Raw genomic sequence first — 13,881 nt, 5'->3', positions numbered from 1 at the left:
TTTATGGCGCTGACCACCGAGGGCAAGCTCATGCAGACCGAAGCGACTGCTGTCAGTGCCGCCACCTCCACCCAGGGTTCCGGACGCCTATTGGGCATTCTGTTTGGCCTGATCCTGCTGGTGGGTGCAGGCTATGCCGGCCTGCATCTCGTCGCCGATCTCTCTATCGTGCGCGCGCATTCGGCGACTCCGTTCATCCTGCTGGGTGTGGCCTTGCTGATTGCCCTCGGCTTTGAGTTCGTGAATGGCTTTCACGACACGGCCAATGCCGTCGCCACGGTGATCTATACGCACTCCCTGCCCGCCAATCTGGCGGTGATCTGGTCGGGCATTTTCAACTTCCTGGGTGTACTGACATCTTCAGGCGCGGTCGCCTTCACAGTGGTATCGCTGCTGCCAGTGGAACTGATCCTGCAGGTAGGTAGCGAGGCCGGTTTTGCGATGGTGTTCGCGCTGCTGTTCGCGGCCATTCTTTGGAACCTCGGCACGTGGTATTTCGGCCTGCCGAATTCGTCTTCGCACACCCTGATCGGTTCGATCATCGGCGTGGGCCTGGCCAACCAGCTCACGGCGGCCAAGACCGGCACCAGCGGCGTGGATTGGAATGCCGCCATCGGCGTGTTGCGCGGCCTGGTCTTCTCGCCCATCGCCGGCTTCCTGCTGGCCGGCCTGCTGATGCTTTTGGTGAAGACGCTGGTCAAAATCCCTGCGTTATACCGCGCACCGGAAGGGCACAAGCCGCCGCCGTGGCCGATCCGCCTGTTACTGGTGCTCACCTGCACCGGCGTCAGCTTCAGCCATGGCTCCAACGATGGCCAGAAGGGCATGGGCCTGATCATGCTAATCCTGATCGGTACGGTGCCTACTGCTTATGCCTTGAACGGCGCGGTATCCGGCGGTCAGGTGCAGACCTTCCATCAGGTGACGGCGCACGCCCAGCAAGTACTGGATGCCATCGATCACGGTACTCACGTGAACGGCAATCCGCGCGACCTCGTCACGACGGCGTTGCAACAACGCAAGCTTCAGCCCGAGACGATTCCTGCGCTGTCAGCTCTTCTGGCCAATATCGACCAGCAAGTGGGCAACCGATCTTCCTTGCGCTCAGTGCCGCAGGACCAGATGGGCAACGTGCGCAACGACATTTACCTAGCCAATGCAGCGATTCCCTTGGTGCTGGCGCAACCCGGGCTGAGCAGTGACCAGAGCACGACACTTACGACTTGGCGCGGCCTTGCCGTCAAGGCTACGCAATTCATTCCCGTGTGGGTAAAGGTCGCCGTGGCACTGGCACTGGGTCTTGGCACCATGGTGGGTTGGAAGCGCATCGTGGTGACGGTCGGCGAGCGCATCGGCAAGGAACATCTGACCTACGCACAAGGTGCATCGGCCGAACTGATCGCGATGGGCTTGATCCAAGCCGCCGACATGTATCACTTGCCGGTCAGCACCACGCACGTACTGACCTCCGGCGTCGCCGGAACGATGGCGGCAAACGGCTCCGGCCTGCAATGGGCCACTGTGCGCAATCTGCTGATGGCGTGGGTGCTGACCTTGCCGGCGTCGATCGTGCTGGCAGGCGTGCTCTTCGTTGCGCTCAAGCATCTGTTCTGAGCACGACTGCTCAGCTCGCACAACAAGCAGAAAACATCGTATTGGCGATCCAAGCACGTCGCTGAACCAACGCAACATTTCTTTGCGTTTTGCCACGTCACTTTCACGCATGGCCTGTTGCCATGTACACGCGGATCGATAGTGATGCGCCCTGCTTGCTTCCCTTCAATGTCGGCAGGCAGTCCATAGCTCCAAGGAGATTGCCAATGCGTAACCATTCCCATCTGCGCAAATCCCTGATCGCCACTGCAGTGATGATGGCCTTTGCCGCCATGCCATTCTCCCTGATGGCACAGAGCACGTCGCCATCATCCATGCAGCAGTCGACGTCCAACACCGACCAATCGACGATGTCCCCCAGCAACGAGACGGTGCCCGGCAAAGTCGACGATGGCTGGATCACGACCAAGGTGAAATCCAAGTTTGCCGCCGCCAAGGGCGTGCGGGCGAAGGACATTTCGGTGAGCACGACCGATGGCAAGGTAACCCTGACCGGCACGGCCACGTCCAAGACGGAAAAGAACCATGCCATCCGTATCGCCAAGGGCGTGAAGGGTGTGAAGAGCGTGGATGCTTCGGGCTTGACCGTGAGCGAGGCAGGTTCGACACCCTCGTCGAACGACTCTTCCAGCAGCAGCAAATAATGCGCGCGGCCCATCCTTTCCCCATCTGCGGGGAAGGGATGGGTCTTGCTTACTCGCTCTGTTCCTGCTCGGCGAGCGAGTCCAGCGCTGCGCGCAAATAGTGCAGCGCTTCATCGCGCTCGGCTTCATCCGCATACTCGGGCGCGGTGGCGACCGGCTCGCCATCCAGCTCCAACACCAGTGAGCGTGCCAAGCTGTGCACGTTTGCAGCGGCGCCGCCGAGTGTCTTCAGCCGCTTCTGGATCGCACCCGCTTCTTTGGGGTCCTTGAAGGATTTGGACAGCAGCAGCTCTTCGCCTTCCGAGGAAAACAGGCGGAAGCGGAAGCTGCCGTCGCTGTCGCGGAAACTGGCAAAACGCGGCGGCCTGGCGGCTTTCGGCATCGGCTTGGCCTTACCGGCCATTGCACCGCTCGATGACATCGCGCGCAAGCCCACAGCGTCGCGCAATGCTGCGATTTTGAGGCCGGCAATCACACGCGCCTTGCGCGCGCCTTCGCGCAGGATGCCTTCGATATCGGCAGGACGCGCGATCAGCTGTTCATAGCGCTCGCGCATCGGCGCGATGTCGGCTTCCAGGCGCTCGTACAGCACCTGCTTGGCTTCACCCCAGCCAATGCCCTCTTCCAGCGCGCGGCGGAACGCATTGCTTTCGGCTTCACTGGCAAAGGCACGGAAGATGGTGAACAGCGACGAGCTTTCCGGATCCTTGGCCTCGCCCGGCATACGCGAGTCGGTGACGACGCGCATGACAGTGTCGCGCAACTGCTTGGCGCCACCGGCAAACAAGGGAATGGTGTTGTCGTAGCTCTTGGACATCTTGCGGCCGTCCAGCCCCGGCAGCGTGGCGACCTGCTCCTCGATCACCACCTCCGGCAACACGAACAATTCGTGGCCGTAAATATGATTGAAGCGCTGTGCGATATCGCGCGCCATCTCGATATGCTGGATCTGGTCGCGGCCCACCGGTACCTGTTGCGCATCGAAGGCGAGAATGTCCGCCGCCATCAACACCGGATACATATACAAGCCGGCGGTAATGCCTGCATCGGGGTCTTCGCCCGCGTCAGTGTTTTTGTCCACCGCAGCCTTGTAGGCGTGCGCACGATTGAGCAGACCCTTGGCGGTAACGCAGGTCAGCAGCCAAGTGAGCTCCGGAATTTCCGGTATGTCGGACTGCAGATAGAACGTCGCCCTGTTCGGATCCAAGCCTGCGGCCAGCCAGGTCGCGGCAATTTCCAGCCGCGAACGTTCGATGCGCGCCGGATCGTCGCTCTTGATCAGCGCGTGATAGTCGGCCATGAAGAAGAACGCATCGACATCGGCCCGCTGGCTGGCGGCGATCGCCGGCCGGATCGCACCGACGTAGTTGCCCAGATGCGGCGTACCGGTGGTGGTGATGCCTGTAAGGACGCGTGTTTGCATGCGGCAATCCGAGAAAGATCAGACACCCGCGCACCTTGCGCGGGCGAAATTGTGAGTTTAAGGACTTTAATCCGGTTCGCGCATCAAGGTGGACTTGCCGAACAGCGACTCGACCAGTTCCACCGCCAGCCGCGCCGTGCGGTTGCGCTTGTCGTAGGCCGGGTTCAGTTCGACGATATCCAGCGAGCCCAGGCGACCGGCATCGGCGATCATTTCCATGCACAGCTGCGCTTCGCGATAGGTCGGGCCACCACGCACGGTGGTGCCTACGCCGGGCGCGATGGAAGGATCGAGAAAATCGACATCGAAACTCACGTGCAGATGGGTGTTCTCGTCCAGGCCGTCCAGCGCTTCTTCCATCGTGCGCTTCATGCCCACTTCGTCGATGTGGCGCATATCGTAGATATCCATCTTGGCCTGGCGCACGAGCCGCTTCTCGCCTTCGTCCACCGAGCGGATGCCGATCTGGCGGAATACGTCGGGCGTCACGGCCGGCACCTGGTCGCCGATTTCCACCAGCTCACGCGGCCCGTTACCGCACAGGCACGCCACCGGCATCCCGTGGATGTTGCCCGAGGGCGTCACGCGGGAGGTGTTGAAGTCGGCATGTGCATCCAGCCACAACACGCGCAGCTTGCGGCCCTGCTCGCGGCAATGGCGCGCGACGGCACTGATCGAACCAATCGCCAGGCAATGGTCGCCGCCCAGCATGACCGGCAGGCGGCCGGCCTGCAGTTCCTGGTGGATGGCCGTGTGCACGGCCAGATTCCAGGCGATCACTTCCGGCAGGTGCCGATAACCGTTCTCCGGCGGCTGCCAGGGGTTCATCGGCCCATGCAGATTGCCGCGATCGATCACCTCCATGCCACGCCGGCGCAATTTCTCCCCCAGTTGCGCCACGCGCAGGGCCTCCGGCCCCATCGACGCCCCGCGATGCCCGGCGCCGATATCGGTCGGCACGCCCACCAAGGCAACCACCTGTTTTTTCATGCCACTTTGCTCGTGCTTTTTTAGCGGGATGCAAGTGTAGCCGGTCGAAGCGGCATGGGCTTACCCCATGGATAGCGGCGAGGATATTGCCAATCAGTCAGCAAACTGGGTATCGAATACGGCCCTGGTTATTGTGCGAAGCGACAAGCGTAGCCAGAACGACGACATCCAACTCGCCAAGAAGCTCGCCAAACAATGGAGCGAATGACCATGACCGAGAAGCTGACCCCTTCGACCCCGCTGAACCACTACAGGACAATGAAGCCACCGCCATCTACATGGACGGCGTATTCGAGACGGGGGATGCCAGTTACATTGCGCACGCACTGGGGGTCGTGGCTCGTGCGCACGGCATGACGCAATTGGCTCGTGAAACCGGACTGGCCCGCGAACAGCTCTACCGCTCTTTCAGCGAAGGCGGCAATCCCACCCTGAAGACCACGCTGGCCGTTATGAAGGCACAGGGCCTCGACCTGATCGCCAAGCCGCATACTTCCAAGGTGAAACCTGCACCGCGCAAACGGGTTACGCGCACTGCGCCACCGAAGTCAGCTACCCGCTGACGAGCCCCTGCGCAGCAATCTCGCTTGAAAACCTTGGTGCCGACAGTCTGACTCGAACAGACGACCTACCGCTTACAAGGCGGTTGCTCTACCAACTGAGCTATGCCGGCGCTGGGCCGCCGATTCTACTCAAAAACAACCCGTGCTGTGCGAGCCGATCGCCGGATCATGGATACGACTACGCCAATCGAAGTGCTGGCTGTCGGTCGGCATCAGGTCCAGCCAGTATTCGGGCACGGTTTCGGTGCGCTCGCTCATCTGGACCGGAAAGCCGGCCGCGGCGATCTCGTCGCGCCGCTTGCGTGCGTTGGCGGGGTCCTTGAACAGACCCAGCGAGACTGTGTTCTGGTTGTCGCCTGCGCTCACCACGAAATAATCCTGGATATTGCGCGCCCCGAGCTGACGGGCTTGCGCCAGGGCGGCTGCATGATTCGGACTGGGTGGCAGGTGCACCCACCAGCCGCGTGTCTGGGTGGTCTGTTCCTGGCGTGCACGTGCGCGCAATAGCTGCGGGCCGAGCGCGCTGCGGGCGATACGCAGGTCCTCCTGCGTCGCAAACGGCCCTAGCGCCATGCACGCGTAGCTGAGCGCATTGGCGCTGGGCGGTGAGGCCGCCGCCGCGTTCGCGCCTACCGGCGAAGTCGATGCTGGCGCTGGCGCGGCAGCCGCGGCCGGCGGCGCCACCGAAGCGGCGTGGGCCACCGTGGTGGCCGGTGGCGGCAGTTCGGAAAGCAGATGCAGCTTGGGCACGCCGGGATCGGTGGCAAAACCGGCATGCGTGTCGTTCTGGCCCAACAACAGCCACGCGCCCACGGCGATATTCAAAGCGATCAGCAGCACGAACAGCAGGCGCAACACCATCGAACCATTCCCCCCTCGGATAAGCGATTCTAGGAGGACGCAGGCGTTGCCGCCCACACATCGAGCCCGCGCAGCACGCTGTCGGGGGCAAGCTCCGCCGGCACGCCCAGCAACGGCAGCAAACTGGCGGCATCACCGCCGTCCAGCAGCAGGCGCTGGATGCCGCCCGCGGGCGTGGCGAGTTTGGTGGCAAAGCGTTCGATCAAGGCGGCGACCGCCTGCCAGCAACCCGAAACGACCGCATCGGCGGTGTTGTCGGCGATATCGCGAATGGCGCCGGGCTGATACGGCTTCACCCGCGCTGTCGCACCGTACAGCGCCTGCTGCATCAGCAACGGCCCCGGGGCGATCAGGCCACCCAAGTGCCGGCCATCCGCGGTCAGCGCATCCAGCGTGAGTGCCGTGCCGATGCCGGCCAGCACACAGGGGGATGCTTCCGATGCATGCGCCGCCACCATGGCAAGAAAGCGATCCACGCCCAGGCGCTGTGGCTCGGCATAGGCGATACGTACGCCGCACGCTTCGGCCGGCGTACGCACCCACGCCACCTGCCGTGCGAAGACCTCCATCACGACACGTTCGATCTGCGCTTCACGCGCGGCGTCGACCACCGATGCGCCAAATATCTGCTGCAACTGCCTTGGTGGCCGCCATGCCTGTGCCAGCGCGGCAGCAACATCTTCTTCCCATGCCACCGCGCCACGCGCCACCCAGCTATCGGCGCTGACGATGGCCCATTTCAGGCGAGTATTGCCAAGATCGAGCAGCAGCCTCATGCGCGCCGCACCGTGACTTCGGCGCTGTCGATACCGCACAGGCCCGCCGCCGTCTGCAATTGCAGCGCACCGCGTATATCGATGCCGGCGCCGATGCCATCCAGTTCGCCGAGCGCGCCGCTTACACGCAGCGGCACGCCACGCAATGCATCGTGTTCTGCATAGTCGTCCAGAAAGGCCCCGAAACCCTCGCGTTCGAATTGCGCGAGACCGTCCACCAGACTGGTGATCAAGGCGGCAGCCACCGCGTTGCGATCAGGCGGCGCACCCTGGACCAGGGTGGCCAGATCATAGGCAGGCTGCCCGGCCTGCTCGCGCAACGCATCGGTCAGACGCACATTGAGGCCGATGCCGATCACTGCCGCGCACGGCCCTTGGTATTCCCCGCTCAGCTCAACCAGGATGCCGGCCAGCTTGCCACCGCCGGCGAGCACATCGTTGGGCCATTTCAGGCGAGCGCCATCCACGCCGAGGGCATGCAGCGCACGCAACACGATCACCCCGGTAGCCAGCGACAAGCCGGACAGCGCTGCAAATCCTGCCTCGAACCGCTTCAGGCACGAGAGGTAGATGTTCAAGCCGGGCGGCGAAAGCCAGCTGCGCCCGCGCCGGCCGCGGCCGGCCGTCTGGGTCTCTGCCATGATGATGCTGAGATCGGCGGCGGCATTGCCGCGTCGCTGCAATTCGCTCGATGTGGAATCGATCTCCCAATGCACTTCGAGCGCCCCCAAACGCCGCGCCACTGCTGCCGGCAAGGCCGCGCGAACGGCGGAGTCCTCCAGCATCTGGATCGCCCACGGCAACCGATAGCCGGCGGCTCCCGCAGATTCGATCGGCACGCCGCGTTGGCGCAACGCCTCGACCTGTTTCCAGATCGCGGCACGGGTAATACCCGCTTCGGCGGCCAGACGGGAGCCGGAAAGCGTCTCCCCGGAAGCCAGGACGGCCAGGAGCTGTTGCGGCTGCATGGTCTTAACGATCCAGGAAACAGACGACCGAACGGGGTCGCGAGGCAGGGAAAAGGCGATATGACATGCATAAATTCTAAGCCAGCAGCCACGACGGAAAGGGCACTGGCATCCAGACGGTGTTTCTGGGACCATCCAGCGGCTAGGCTTAACGCCTTGGGGGCTTTGATCGCCATGCGCGCCACTTCATTGCTGCTCGTCTGCCTGCTGGGCCTCGGCGCCGCCGCCAATGCGGTGGCCGCCGGCGGTGCTGTGGCTGCAGGCGGCTCCAACACCGGCGCGGGCTGCACGGAACACAACGGCAACGGCGAGCATGGCAACGGCCATGACGCGTCCCCCTCCAACGGCGATGCGATGAACGTGCCGCGCAGCGGCGGGTCATCGTCGTCCCAGTCGTCCGGCGGCAACCATTCCGGCAATTCGGGGGGCGGCAGCATGGACGACAATGCCTCCCGCTTCGGCAGCGGCGACGCGTCGCCCGATGGCTCTTCCCACGGTTCGTCCGGGCTCAGCTGGCAATCGCTCCTGCCCGGCTCGATCCAGTAACCACTTCATGGTTTCGACATCTCAGGTCGGCGGCAGCGCCACGCTGAACCGCGCCCCGCCGAATTCCGGCGAGCGATCCACGGTCAACTCGCCGTTATAGGCGCGCACGATGTCTTGCACGATCGACAGGCCGATGCCATGGCCTTTCACGCGCTCGTCACCGCGCACACCGCGTTGCAGGACCTTCTCGACTTTGTCTTCTTCAATACCGGGGCCGTCGTCTTCCACGCTGAACAGCAAGCCTGCCCGCGGACGGCCCGGTTGACGCTGCACCTTCACCACCAGCAGCACATGGTGGCCGGCCCACTTGAAGGCGTTCTCCAGCAGGTTGCCCATCAGTTCCAACAGATCGCCCTGCTCGCCATAGAACGCCGCGCCGTCCTCGATATCGAACTCACACAGCACGTTCTTCGCCGCGTAAACCTTCTCCAGGCTTTGCACCAGATCCTCCGCATGGCCGGCGATCGGTACGGCGGCGGCGGCAAACGTCTGGCGTCCGGTGGTCGCCGCGCGCGCGAGCTGGTAGGCGACCAGTTCATCCATGCGGCGCACCTGATCCAGCACCGGTGCGCGTACGGGGGACGGCAGCTCGCTGGCCTCCACCTGTGAGCGAATCACCGCCAGCGGCGTCTTCAAGCTGTGCGCCAAATCGGCGAGCGTATTGCGATAACGCGTGCGCTGTTCGCGCTCGCTATCGATGAATGCATTGATACGCCCGGTCAGGCCGGTGAGTTCGATCGGGTACTGGCTGTCCAGGTGATCGCTCTGGCCGCGTTCGACGCGGCTCATGTCGCTGGCGACCTTGCGCAAGGGCGTAAGGCTCCAGCGCAGCAGCAACAGTTGCAGCACGATCAGCATCACGCCCAGCGTGGCAAGCCAGCCGACCAGGCTGCGCCGATAAACGGTGGTGTTGCTTTCCAGTTCGTCTTCGGTCTGCGCCACCGTAAAGGTGAGGTGCACCGACGGACGGTCCGGCACATCCAGTGCCACGCCGAAGCTGTAGTAATAAAGCCGCCCGAGTTCCGTGTCCACCGGGCCGATGAACTGCGACTGCCCCGGCTGCAGTGGGTGCAGGAAACTGAAATCCCGGCCTAGCGCAGAGGATGATTCCCAATGGAAGCCGTCACCCAGCACCACGGCATACAAGCCGGAACCAGGGCGCGAGAACATCGGATCGGGCGGTGTATCCGGCATCAACGGCGTGCCGTCGCGCCGCGCATCGGTCCCGGCGATATAGGTGATTACGTAATCGTGCAGGCGGCCCTGCAGTTTGTTGAGTTCGCTGGCGTTGTAGGTGCGCGACAAGGTCCAGCCGATGGCGCCCAGGAAGGCGGCCAGCACCAGGCCGGTAGTAAGCGCTGCACGCGCCGCCAGCGAGAACGGGCGGCGCGCGGCTGCATCATTCGTCTTCGCTGCGAGGGATGGCAAAGCGGTACCCGCGTCCACGCACCGTCTCGATCGGTTTCAGCGTACCTTCCGGATCCAGTTTCCGGCGCAGGCGGCCGATGAAGACCTCGAGCACATTCGAATCGCGATCGAAATCCTGTTGATAGATGTGCTCGGTGAGGTCGGCTTTGGACACCAGCTCGCCCGCGTGGAGCATCAGGTATTCCAACACCTTGTACTCATAGCTGGTGAGATCCACCGGCTTGCCTTCCACCCCCACGGTTTGCGCGGTGGTATCGAGCTTGATCGGCCCGCAGGCCAGCACCGGCTTGGACCAGCCGCTCGCGCGGCGCACCAGCGCATTGATGCGCGCCAGCAACTCTTCGACATGGAACGGCTTGACCAGGTAATCATCGGCGCCGTGCTTCAAGCCTTCCACCTTGTCCTGCCAGCTGCCGCGCGCGGTGAGGATCAGGATGGGATAACGCTGGCCGGCTTCGCGCAGCGACTTGACCAGGTCCATGCCCGACATCTTGGGCAGGCCAAGGTCGATGATGGCCAGGTCGAACGGCACTTCGCGGCCGAGATACATGCCTTCTTCGCCGTCCTGGGCGGTATCTACGGCAAACCCGTCGCGTTTGAGTCGAGCCGCCAGCGTCTCGCGCAGCGGCGCTTCGTCTTCGACCAGGAGGATGCGCATCAGTGTTTCTCCTTTTTGCTCCCGCCGTTGGGAGACTTCTTGGTGGATTGTGCCGCAGGCGGCACATGGGTGGCATCAGCCGGCACCGCGATGACGCGCACATGCCCTTCGGGCGTGAGCACCTTGATGCGATACTCCACCCTGCGCCCGATATGACGTGGTTCGGCCGACAGCACCTTGCCGCCGACCCGTTGCTGTACTTGCGTAACGGCCTGGTCCAGGCTCATGCCACCTGGCGGAGGCGATGACTGGGCGGCGGCCGCACCGGCCACCAACAGCCCGGCTGCGGCCATCCATGCGAGTTGCTTCAAAGCCATATTCCCTTGGGTTGCACGCCGGAGCATTCCGGCCGACGGGACATACTGCTCAACCCGGGCTGAATAATGACCGGACGGCTGAACGGGCCTTCACGCCGCGGCCAGTACCGGCGTCATCGCCTGTTCGATCAGCGCCCATCCCGCCCCGTCCCGATGCGCGCCCTCGCTCAGGATGCGCCGGAAACCACGCGCCCCCGGCTCGCCCTGGTACAAGCCCAGCAAGTGGCGTCCGATGTGCTTGAGCGCCGTGCCCCTGGCCAGCTCCGCTTCCACGTAGGGCCGCATGTGCTGCAACACGCTTTCACGCGAGGGCAGCGGCACGCCATGCAACGCCTGCTCGACCCGGGCGAGCACATAGGGATCGTGATAGGCCGCCCGCCCCAGCATCACGCCATCCACATGCAGCAGATGCTCGCGCACCGCATCCACGGTGGTAATACCGCCATTGATCACCACCACCAGCTGCGGGAATTCGCGCTTCAGGCGATACACGCGCTGGTAGTCCAGCGGCGGGATTTCGCGGTTCTCCTTTGGCGACAAGCCCTTCAACCAGGCCTTGCGTGCATGCACCACCAGCACTTCCACGCCGGCCTCCAGCATGGTCTCGGTGAAGTGCTGCAAATCGGCGTATTCGTCCTGGTCGTCCACGCCGATACGGCATTTCACGGTCACCGGCACGGATACCGCATCGCGCATCGCCTTCACGCAATCGCTCACCAACACCGGTTCGCGCATCAGGCATGCACCGAAGCGCCCGGACTGCACCCGATCGGAAGGACAGCCCACGTTGAGATTGATCTCGTCATAACCGGCCTCCGCACCGTGACGCGCCGCTTCCGCCAGCTCCTGCGGATCGCTGCCGCCGAGCTGCAAGGCTACCGGATGCTCCTGCTGGCTATGCTCCAGCAAGCGCAACTGCTTGCCACGCACCAGCGCCGCGCTGGTGACCATCTCGGTGTACAGGCGGGCGTGCGGCGAAAGCAGTCGGTGGAAATAGCGGCAGTGCCTGTCCGTCCAGTCCATCATGGGCGCTACGGACAGGTGCCAGTCGTTCGGGTTGAGGCTGTGCATGGTGCGTAGTTTACCTGTACGGCGATAACAGCATCTTTTGTGAAAGCATCAAGGCGCGCCTACGAACACCGCCGGATTTGCCTTCTTCAGCACGTTGTACGGAATCACCGCCCAATCGACATCCTCGCAACCCTGTTGCATCTGGCTGAAGCCTGGCTGCAGTTGCAATCTCTCATCGGTCAACCACTAGCTGACGATCTCCCATACATCGGCTTGTTCCGTAGCGGCGGTGGCGCTGGCGGCCACGCTCGAGACGACAAGGAGCGCCGCTTGCATTGCACAGATGACCATTCATTTGGATCGCATCCTTGCCCGTCCTTGCTCGCCTCAACCAACCGTGACGTCACTGCGCATCACTAGCTGTCGGGCCTGGTCCGAGGCGCAGCGAATCGGCCATCTGCTTGATCACCGACGACCATCGGGCCTGTTCGTGGGCAGCGTAGTCGAAGCGCACGGTTGCCAAAGTGTCAGCGTGGATGATGATTTTCTCGTACACGATACGGCCCTCCGGGCTCAGGCAGGAATACGCCACCAGGTCGGGCTTGCTGACCTTGTAAGTGACTTTTCCCTTCGCACAATCCTCTTTCAGATTCCATTGCAGCATTTCCGCCGGCGACTGCTCCAAGGCGTTGTAGCTGCCATACGCGCGGATATCCGCATCGTCCACGTTGGATGCAAACCGCAAACCATCCCCGTCGTCTGCCTCCTGTCCCGGAAGCAATAACTTGTCCGGATAATCAACGGCGAAGTCGAAACGGACGTTGTGATACGTCGCCGTACTGCTCGATGAGGGAACCGCCCGCGTCGAGCCGTTGACCTCTGTTACTGGCGACGGCACACCTGCGCGCAATGCCTTTTGCGGATGGACGATGCCATGCGTCGCCCTCGAGGAATGGTCGAAGGAAATCGACATCGTATAGATCGCGATACCCGAAACCACCAGCAGCAGGGCCACACCGATGACCCATGCTTTCTTCCCAAAAAACATCCCTGCTCTCCCCTGCAAATGAGCAAACACTACCAGTAAATCGATAATCGATTCCTTGCCATTGGCACTCAAGGAACCTTGCACGCCGGCAACAGTCCCATCCCGGACGGATCGAAGGGGATGCAGGACTTGCCACTTGCAAACATGATTTCATCACCGCACGCCGATGCATGGCGCAAGTTCGTGACACGCAGCGGCGTCATGGCCTTTGTGTTGCCTTGGCATCTGATGCTTTTGCTGGTGTTGCTGCGTCCTCCTTTACCTTGGCTTTGGCGCCGGCCTCCATGCCTGGCCAAGGAACGCATGCTGCGGATAGAACTGCTGCCTCGCGCCAAGCAACTCGCCACACCTGCACCGACGCCTCCAACCGCTCATACGTCCCACAGGCATGCAGCAATGCCGGCCAAGGCGCCTCACGCCCCCATCGCTCCACCCGCAGCCGTTACTGTCACACCCAACCTCGCTCTGCCCCCACCCGCTACCACCGCATACGGAAATAACCGCTTTAACCACGCCCTCGATGATGCCCAATCCTCCGGGCTGCCACCTCTGCCAGGCGTAAACCTGGTGACCAAAGTGCCGGGCATTCACGTGATGCCGCCGGCCAGTCTCCGAAACCGCCTGCATGCATTGGGCAAGTGGCTCAACTGCAAAAATGCGGTGTTCAAGCGCGATATGACGGATGAAGAACTGCTCAAGCGCGGCTTGACCCGACGGCAAATGGATCAGGCCTATACGGAGCTGGGCTGTCCGTAGCCCTTGTGTGCCCGGCCCCTATCCCCATATGCGAAAGCCATTAATGCGGGACGAGGGCAAATGGCGTAATTTATTCTACTTGTCCCGTGACAAACACGGCGCTCGCACGGCAACGGCTCCCCTGCCCCTCCCCACGAGTCAACCCGCTGTCTGGCACGGCGCGCATTCCATTACCGCTCAACCCGAGAAAACACACCATGGTGGCTTTGGCGACCGAACAAGTTCTTGATGTGCACCACTGGAACGACAGCCTTTTCAGCTTCCGCACCACGCGCGAC

16 protein-coding genes, 1 tRNA gene and 1 pseudogene are annotated in these 13,881 nt (G+C 62.9%); 7 read left to right on the top strand and 11 right to left on the bottom strand.

The window, feature by feature from the left end; genetic code table 11:
* The first annotated feature begins 30 nt into the window (after nt 1-30).
* A complete protein-coding gene (locus VMA74_RS14905; RefSeq protein ID WP_325368311.1) occupies nt 31-1,614 on the top strand; it encodes an inorganic phosphate transporter in 1,584 nt (527 codons plus the stop codon).
* Between the two features lie 206 nt (nt 1,615-1,820).
* Entirely contained in the window at nt 1,821-2,258 is a 438-nt protein-coding gene (locus VMA74_RS14900) for a BON domain-containing protein (protein WP_325368309.1), read from the top strand.
* A gap of 49 nt (nt 2,259-2,307) precedes the next feature.
* On the opposite strand, the gene VMA74_RS14895 is transcribed toward VMA74_RS14900, so the two are convergent.
* Together VMA74_RS14895 and rocF are read right to left on the bottom strand one after the other, a co-directional pair.
* A complete protein-coding gene (locus VMA74_RS14895; protein WP_325368307.1) occupies nt 2,308-3,681 on the bottom strand; it encodes a tryptophan--tRNA ligase in 1,374 nt (457 codons plus the stop codon).
* Nucleotides 3,682-3,747: 66 nt separating this feature from the next.
* The gene (rocF, locus tag VMA74_RS14890; RefSeq protein ID WP_325368305.1) at nt 3,748-4,671 is read right to left on the bottom strand and encodes an arginase; all 924 of its coding nucleotides are present in this window, start codon (nt 4,669-4,671) and stop codon (nt 3,748-3,750) included.
* Nucleotides 4,672-4,738: 67 nt separating this feature from the next.
* Between rocF and VMA74_RS14885 the strand changes: the two genes are divergently transcribed.
* Nucleotides 4,739-4,879 carry a hypothetical protein gene (locus VMA74_RS14885; RefSeq protein WP_325368303.1) on the top strand — a complete coding sequence of 47 codons (141 nt, stop codon included), beginning with the start codon at nt 4,739-4,741 and terminating at the stop codon, nt 4,877-4,879.
* Between the two features lie 70 nt (nt 4,880-4,949).
* Nucleotides 4,950-5,234 (top strand): addiction module antidote protein, encoded by a 285-nt coding sequence (locus VMA74_RS14880; protein ID WP_325368301.1) that lies wholly within the window; start codon nt 4,950-4,952, stop codon nt 5,232-5,234.
* A gap of 34 nt (nt 5,235-5,268) precedes the next feature.
* Here VMA74_RS14880 and VMA74_RS14875 read toward each other — a convergent pair.
* The 4 genes from VMA74_RS14875 to VMA74_RS14860 form a co-directional block, all read right to left on the bottom strand.
* A tRNA-Thr gene (locus tag VMA74_RS14875) sits at nt 5,269-5,344 on the bottom strand.
* A gap of 19 nt (nt 5,345-5,363) precedes the next feature.
* The gene (locus tag VMA74_RS14870; RefSeq protein WP_325368299.1) at nt 5,364-6,095 is read right to left on the bottom strand and encodes an SPOR domain-containing protein; all 732 of its coding nucleotides are present in this window, start codon (nt 6,093-6,095) and stop codon (nt 5,364-5,366) included.
* A gap of 29 nt (nt 6,096-6,124) precedes the next feature.
* Complete coding sequence (locus VMA74_RS14865) at nt 6,125-6,871, bottom strand: type III pantothenate kinase (protein WP_325368297.1); 747 nt, start codon at nt 6,869-6,871, stop codon at nt 6,125-6,127.
* Nucleotides 6,868-7,839: a biotin--[acetyl-CoA-carboxylase] ligase gene (locus tag VMA74_RS14860; protein WP_325368295.1), complete on the bottom strand. Its 972-nt coding sequence runs from the start codon at nt 7,837-7,839 to the stop codon at nt 6,868-6,870. Before VMA74_RS14860 ends, VMA74_RS14865 begins: the two co-directional genes overlap by 4 nt.
* Nucleotides 7,840-7,995: 156 nt before the next feature.
* Here VMA74_RS14860 and VMA74_RS14855 point away from each other — a divergent pair, with 156 nt between their 5' ends.
* Entirely contained in the window at nt 7,996-8,385 is a 390-nt protein-coding gene (locus VMA74_RS14855) for a hypothetical protein (protein WP_325368293.1), read from the top strand.
* Between the two features lie 21 nt (nt 8,386-8,406).
* Here the strand turns inward: VMA74_RS14855 and VMA74_RS14850 are convergent, their stop codons facing one another.
* From VMA74_RS14850 to VMA74_RS14830, 5 genes are all read right to left on the bottom strand, one after another.
* A complete protein-coding gene (locus VMA74_RS14850; RefSeq protein WP_325368291.1) occupies nt 8,407-9,831 on the bottom strand; it encodes an ATP-binding protein in 1,425 nt (474 codons plus the stop codon).
* Nucleotides 9,785-10,471 carry a response regulator transcription factor gene (locus VMA74_RS14845; RefSeq protein ID WP_284334023.1) on the bottom strand — a complete coding sequence of 229 codons (687 nt, stop codon included), beginning with the start codon at nt 10,469-10,471 and terminating at the stop codon, nt 9,785-9,787. The genes VMA74_RS14850 and VMA74_RS14845 overlap by 47 nt, the downstream gene beginning before the upstream one ends.
* Nucleotides 10,471-10,788, bottom strand: coding sequence for a hypothetical protein (locus tag VMA74_RS14840; protein WP_325368287.1), 318 nt, complete (start codon nt 10,786-10,788; stop codon nt 10,471-10,473). The genes VMA74_RS14845 and VMA74_RS14840 overlap by 1 nt, the downstream gene beginning before the upstream one ends.
* A 90-nt stretch (nt 10,789-10,878) precedes the next feature.
* Nucleotides 10,879-11,859, bottom strand: coding sequence for a tRNA dihydrouridine(20/20a) synthase DusA (gene dusA, locus VMA74_RS14835; RefSeq protein ID WP_325368283.1), 981 nt, complete (start codon nt 11,857-11,859; stop codon nt 10,879-10,881).
* A 343-nt stretch (nt 11,860-12,202) separates the two neighbouring features.
* Nucleotides 12,203-12,919, bottom strand: coding sequence for a hypothetical protein (locus VMA74_RS14830; protein ID WP_325368281.1), 717 nt, complete (start codon nt 12,917-12,919; stop codon nt 12,203-12,205).
* Between the two features lie 48 nt (nt 12,920-12,967).
* Between VMA74_RS14830 and VMA74_RS14825 the strand changes: the two genes are divergently transcribed.
* Complete coding sequence (locus tag VMA74_RS14825; protein WP_325368279.1) at nt 12,968-13,603, top strand: hypothetical protein; 636 nt, start codon at nt 12,968-12,970, stop codon at nt 13,601-13,603.
* A 197-nt stretch (nt 13,604-13,800) separates the two neighbouring features.
* A pseudogene (locus VMA74_RS14820) lies at nt 13,801-13,881 on the top strand (ferredoxin--NADP reductase); the annotation flags it as partial.

It is taken from the genome of Dyella sp. (assembly GCF_035508675.1).
In the GTDB taxonomy this organism is placed as follows: Bacteria; Pseudomonadota; Gammaproteobacteria; order Xanthomonadales; family Rhodanobacteraceae; genus Dyella_B.
This window is presented reverse-complemented; position numbering and strand designations above follow the sequence as displayed.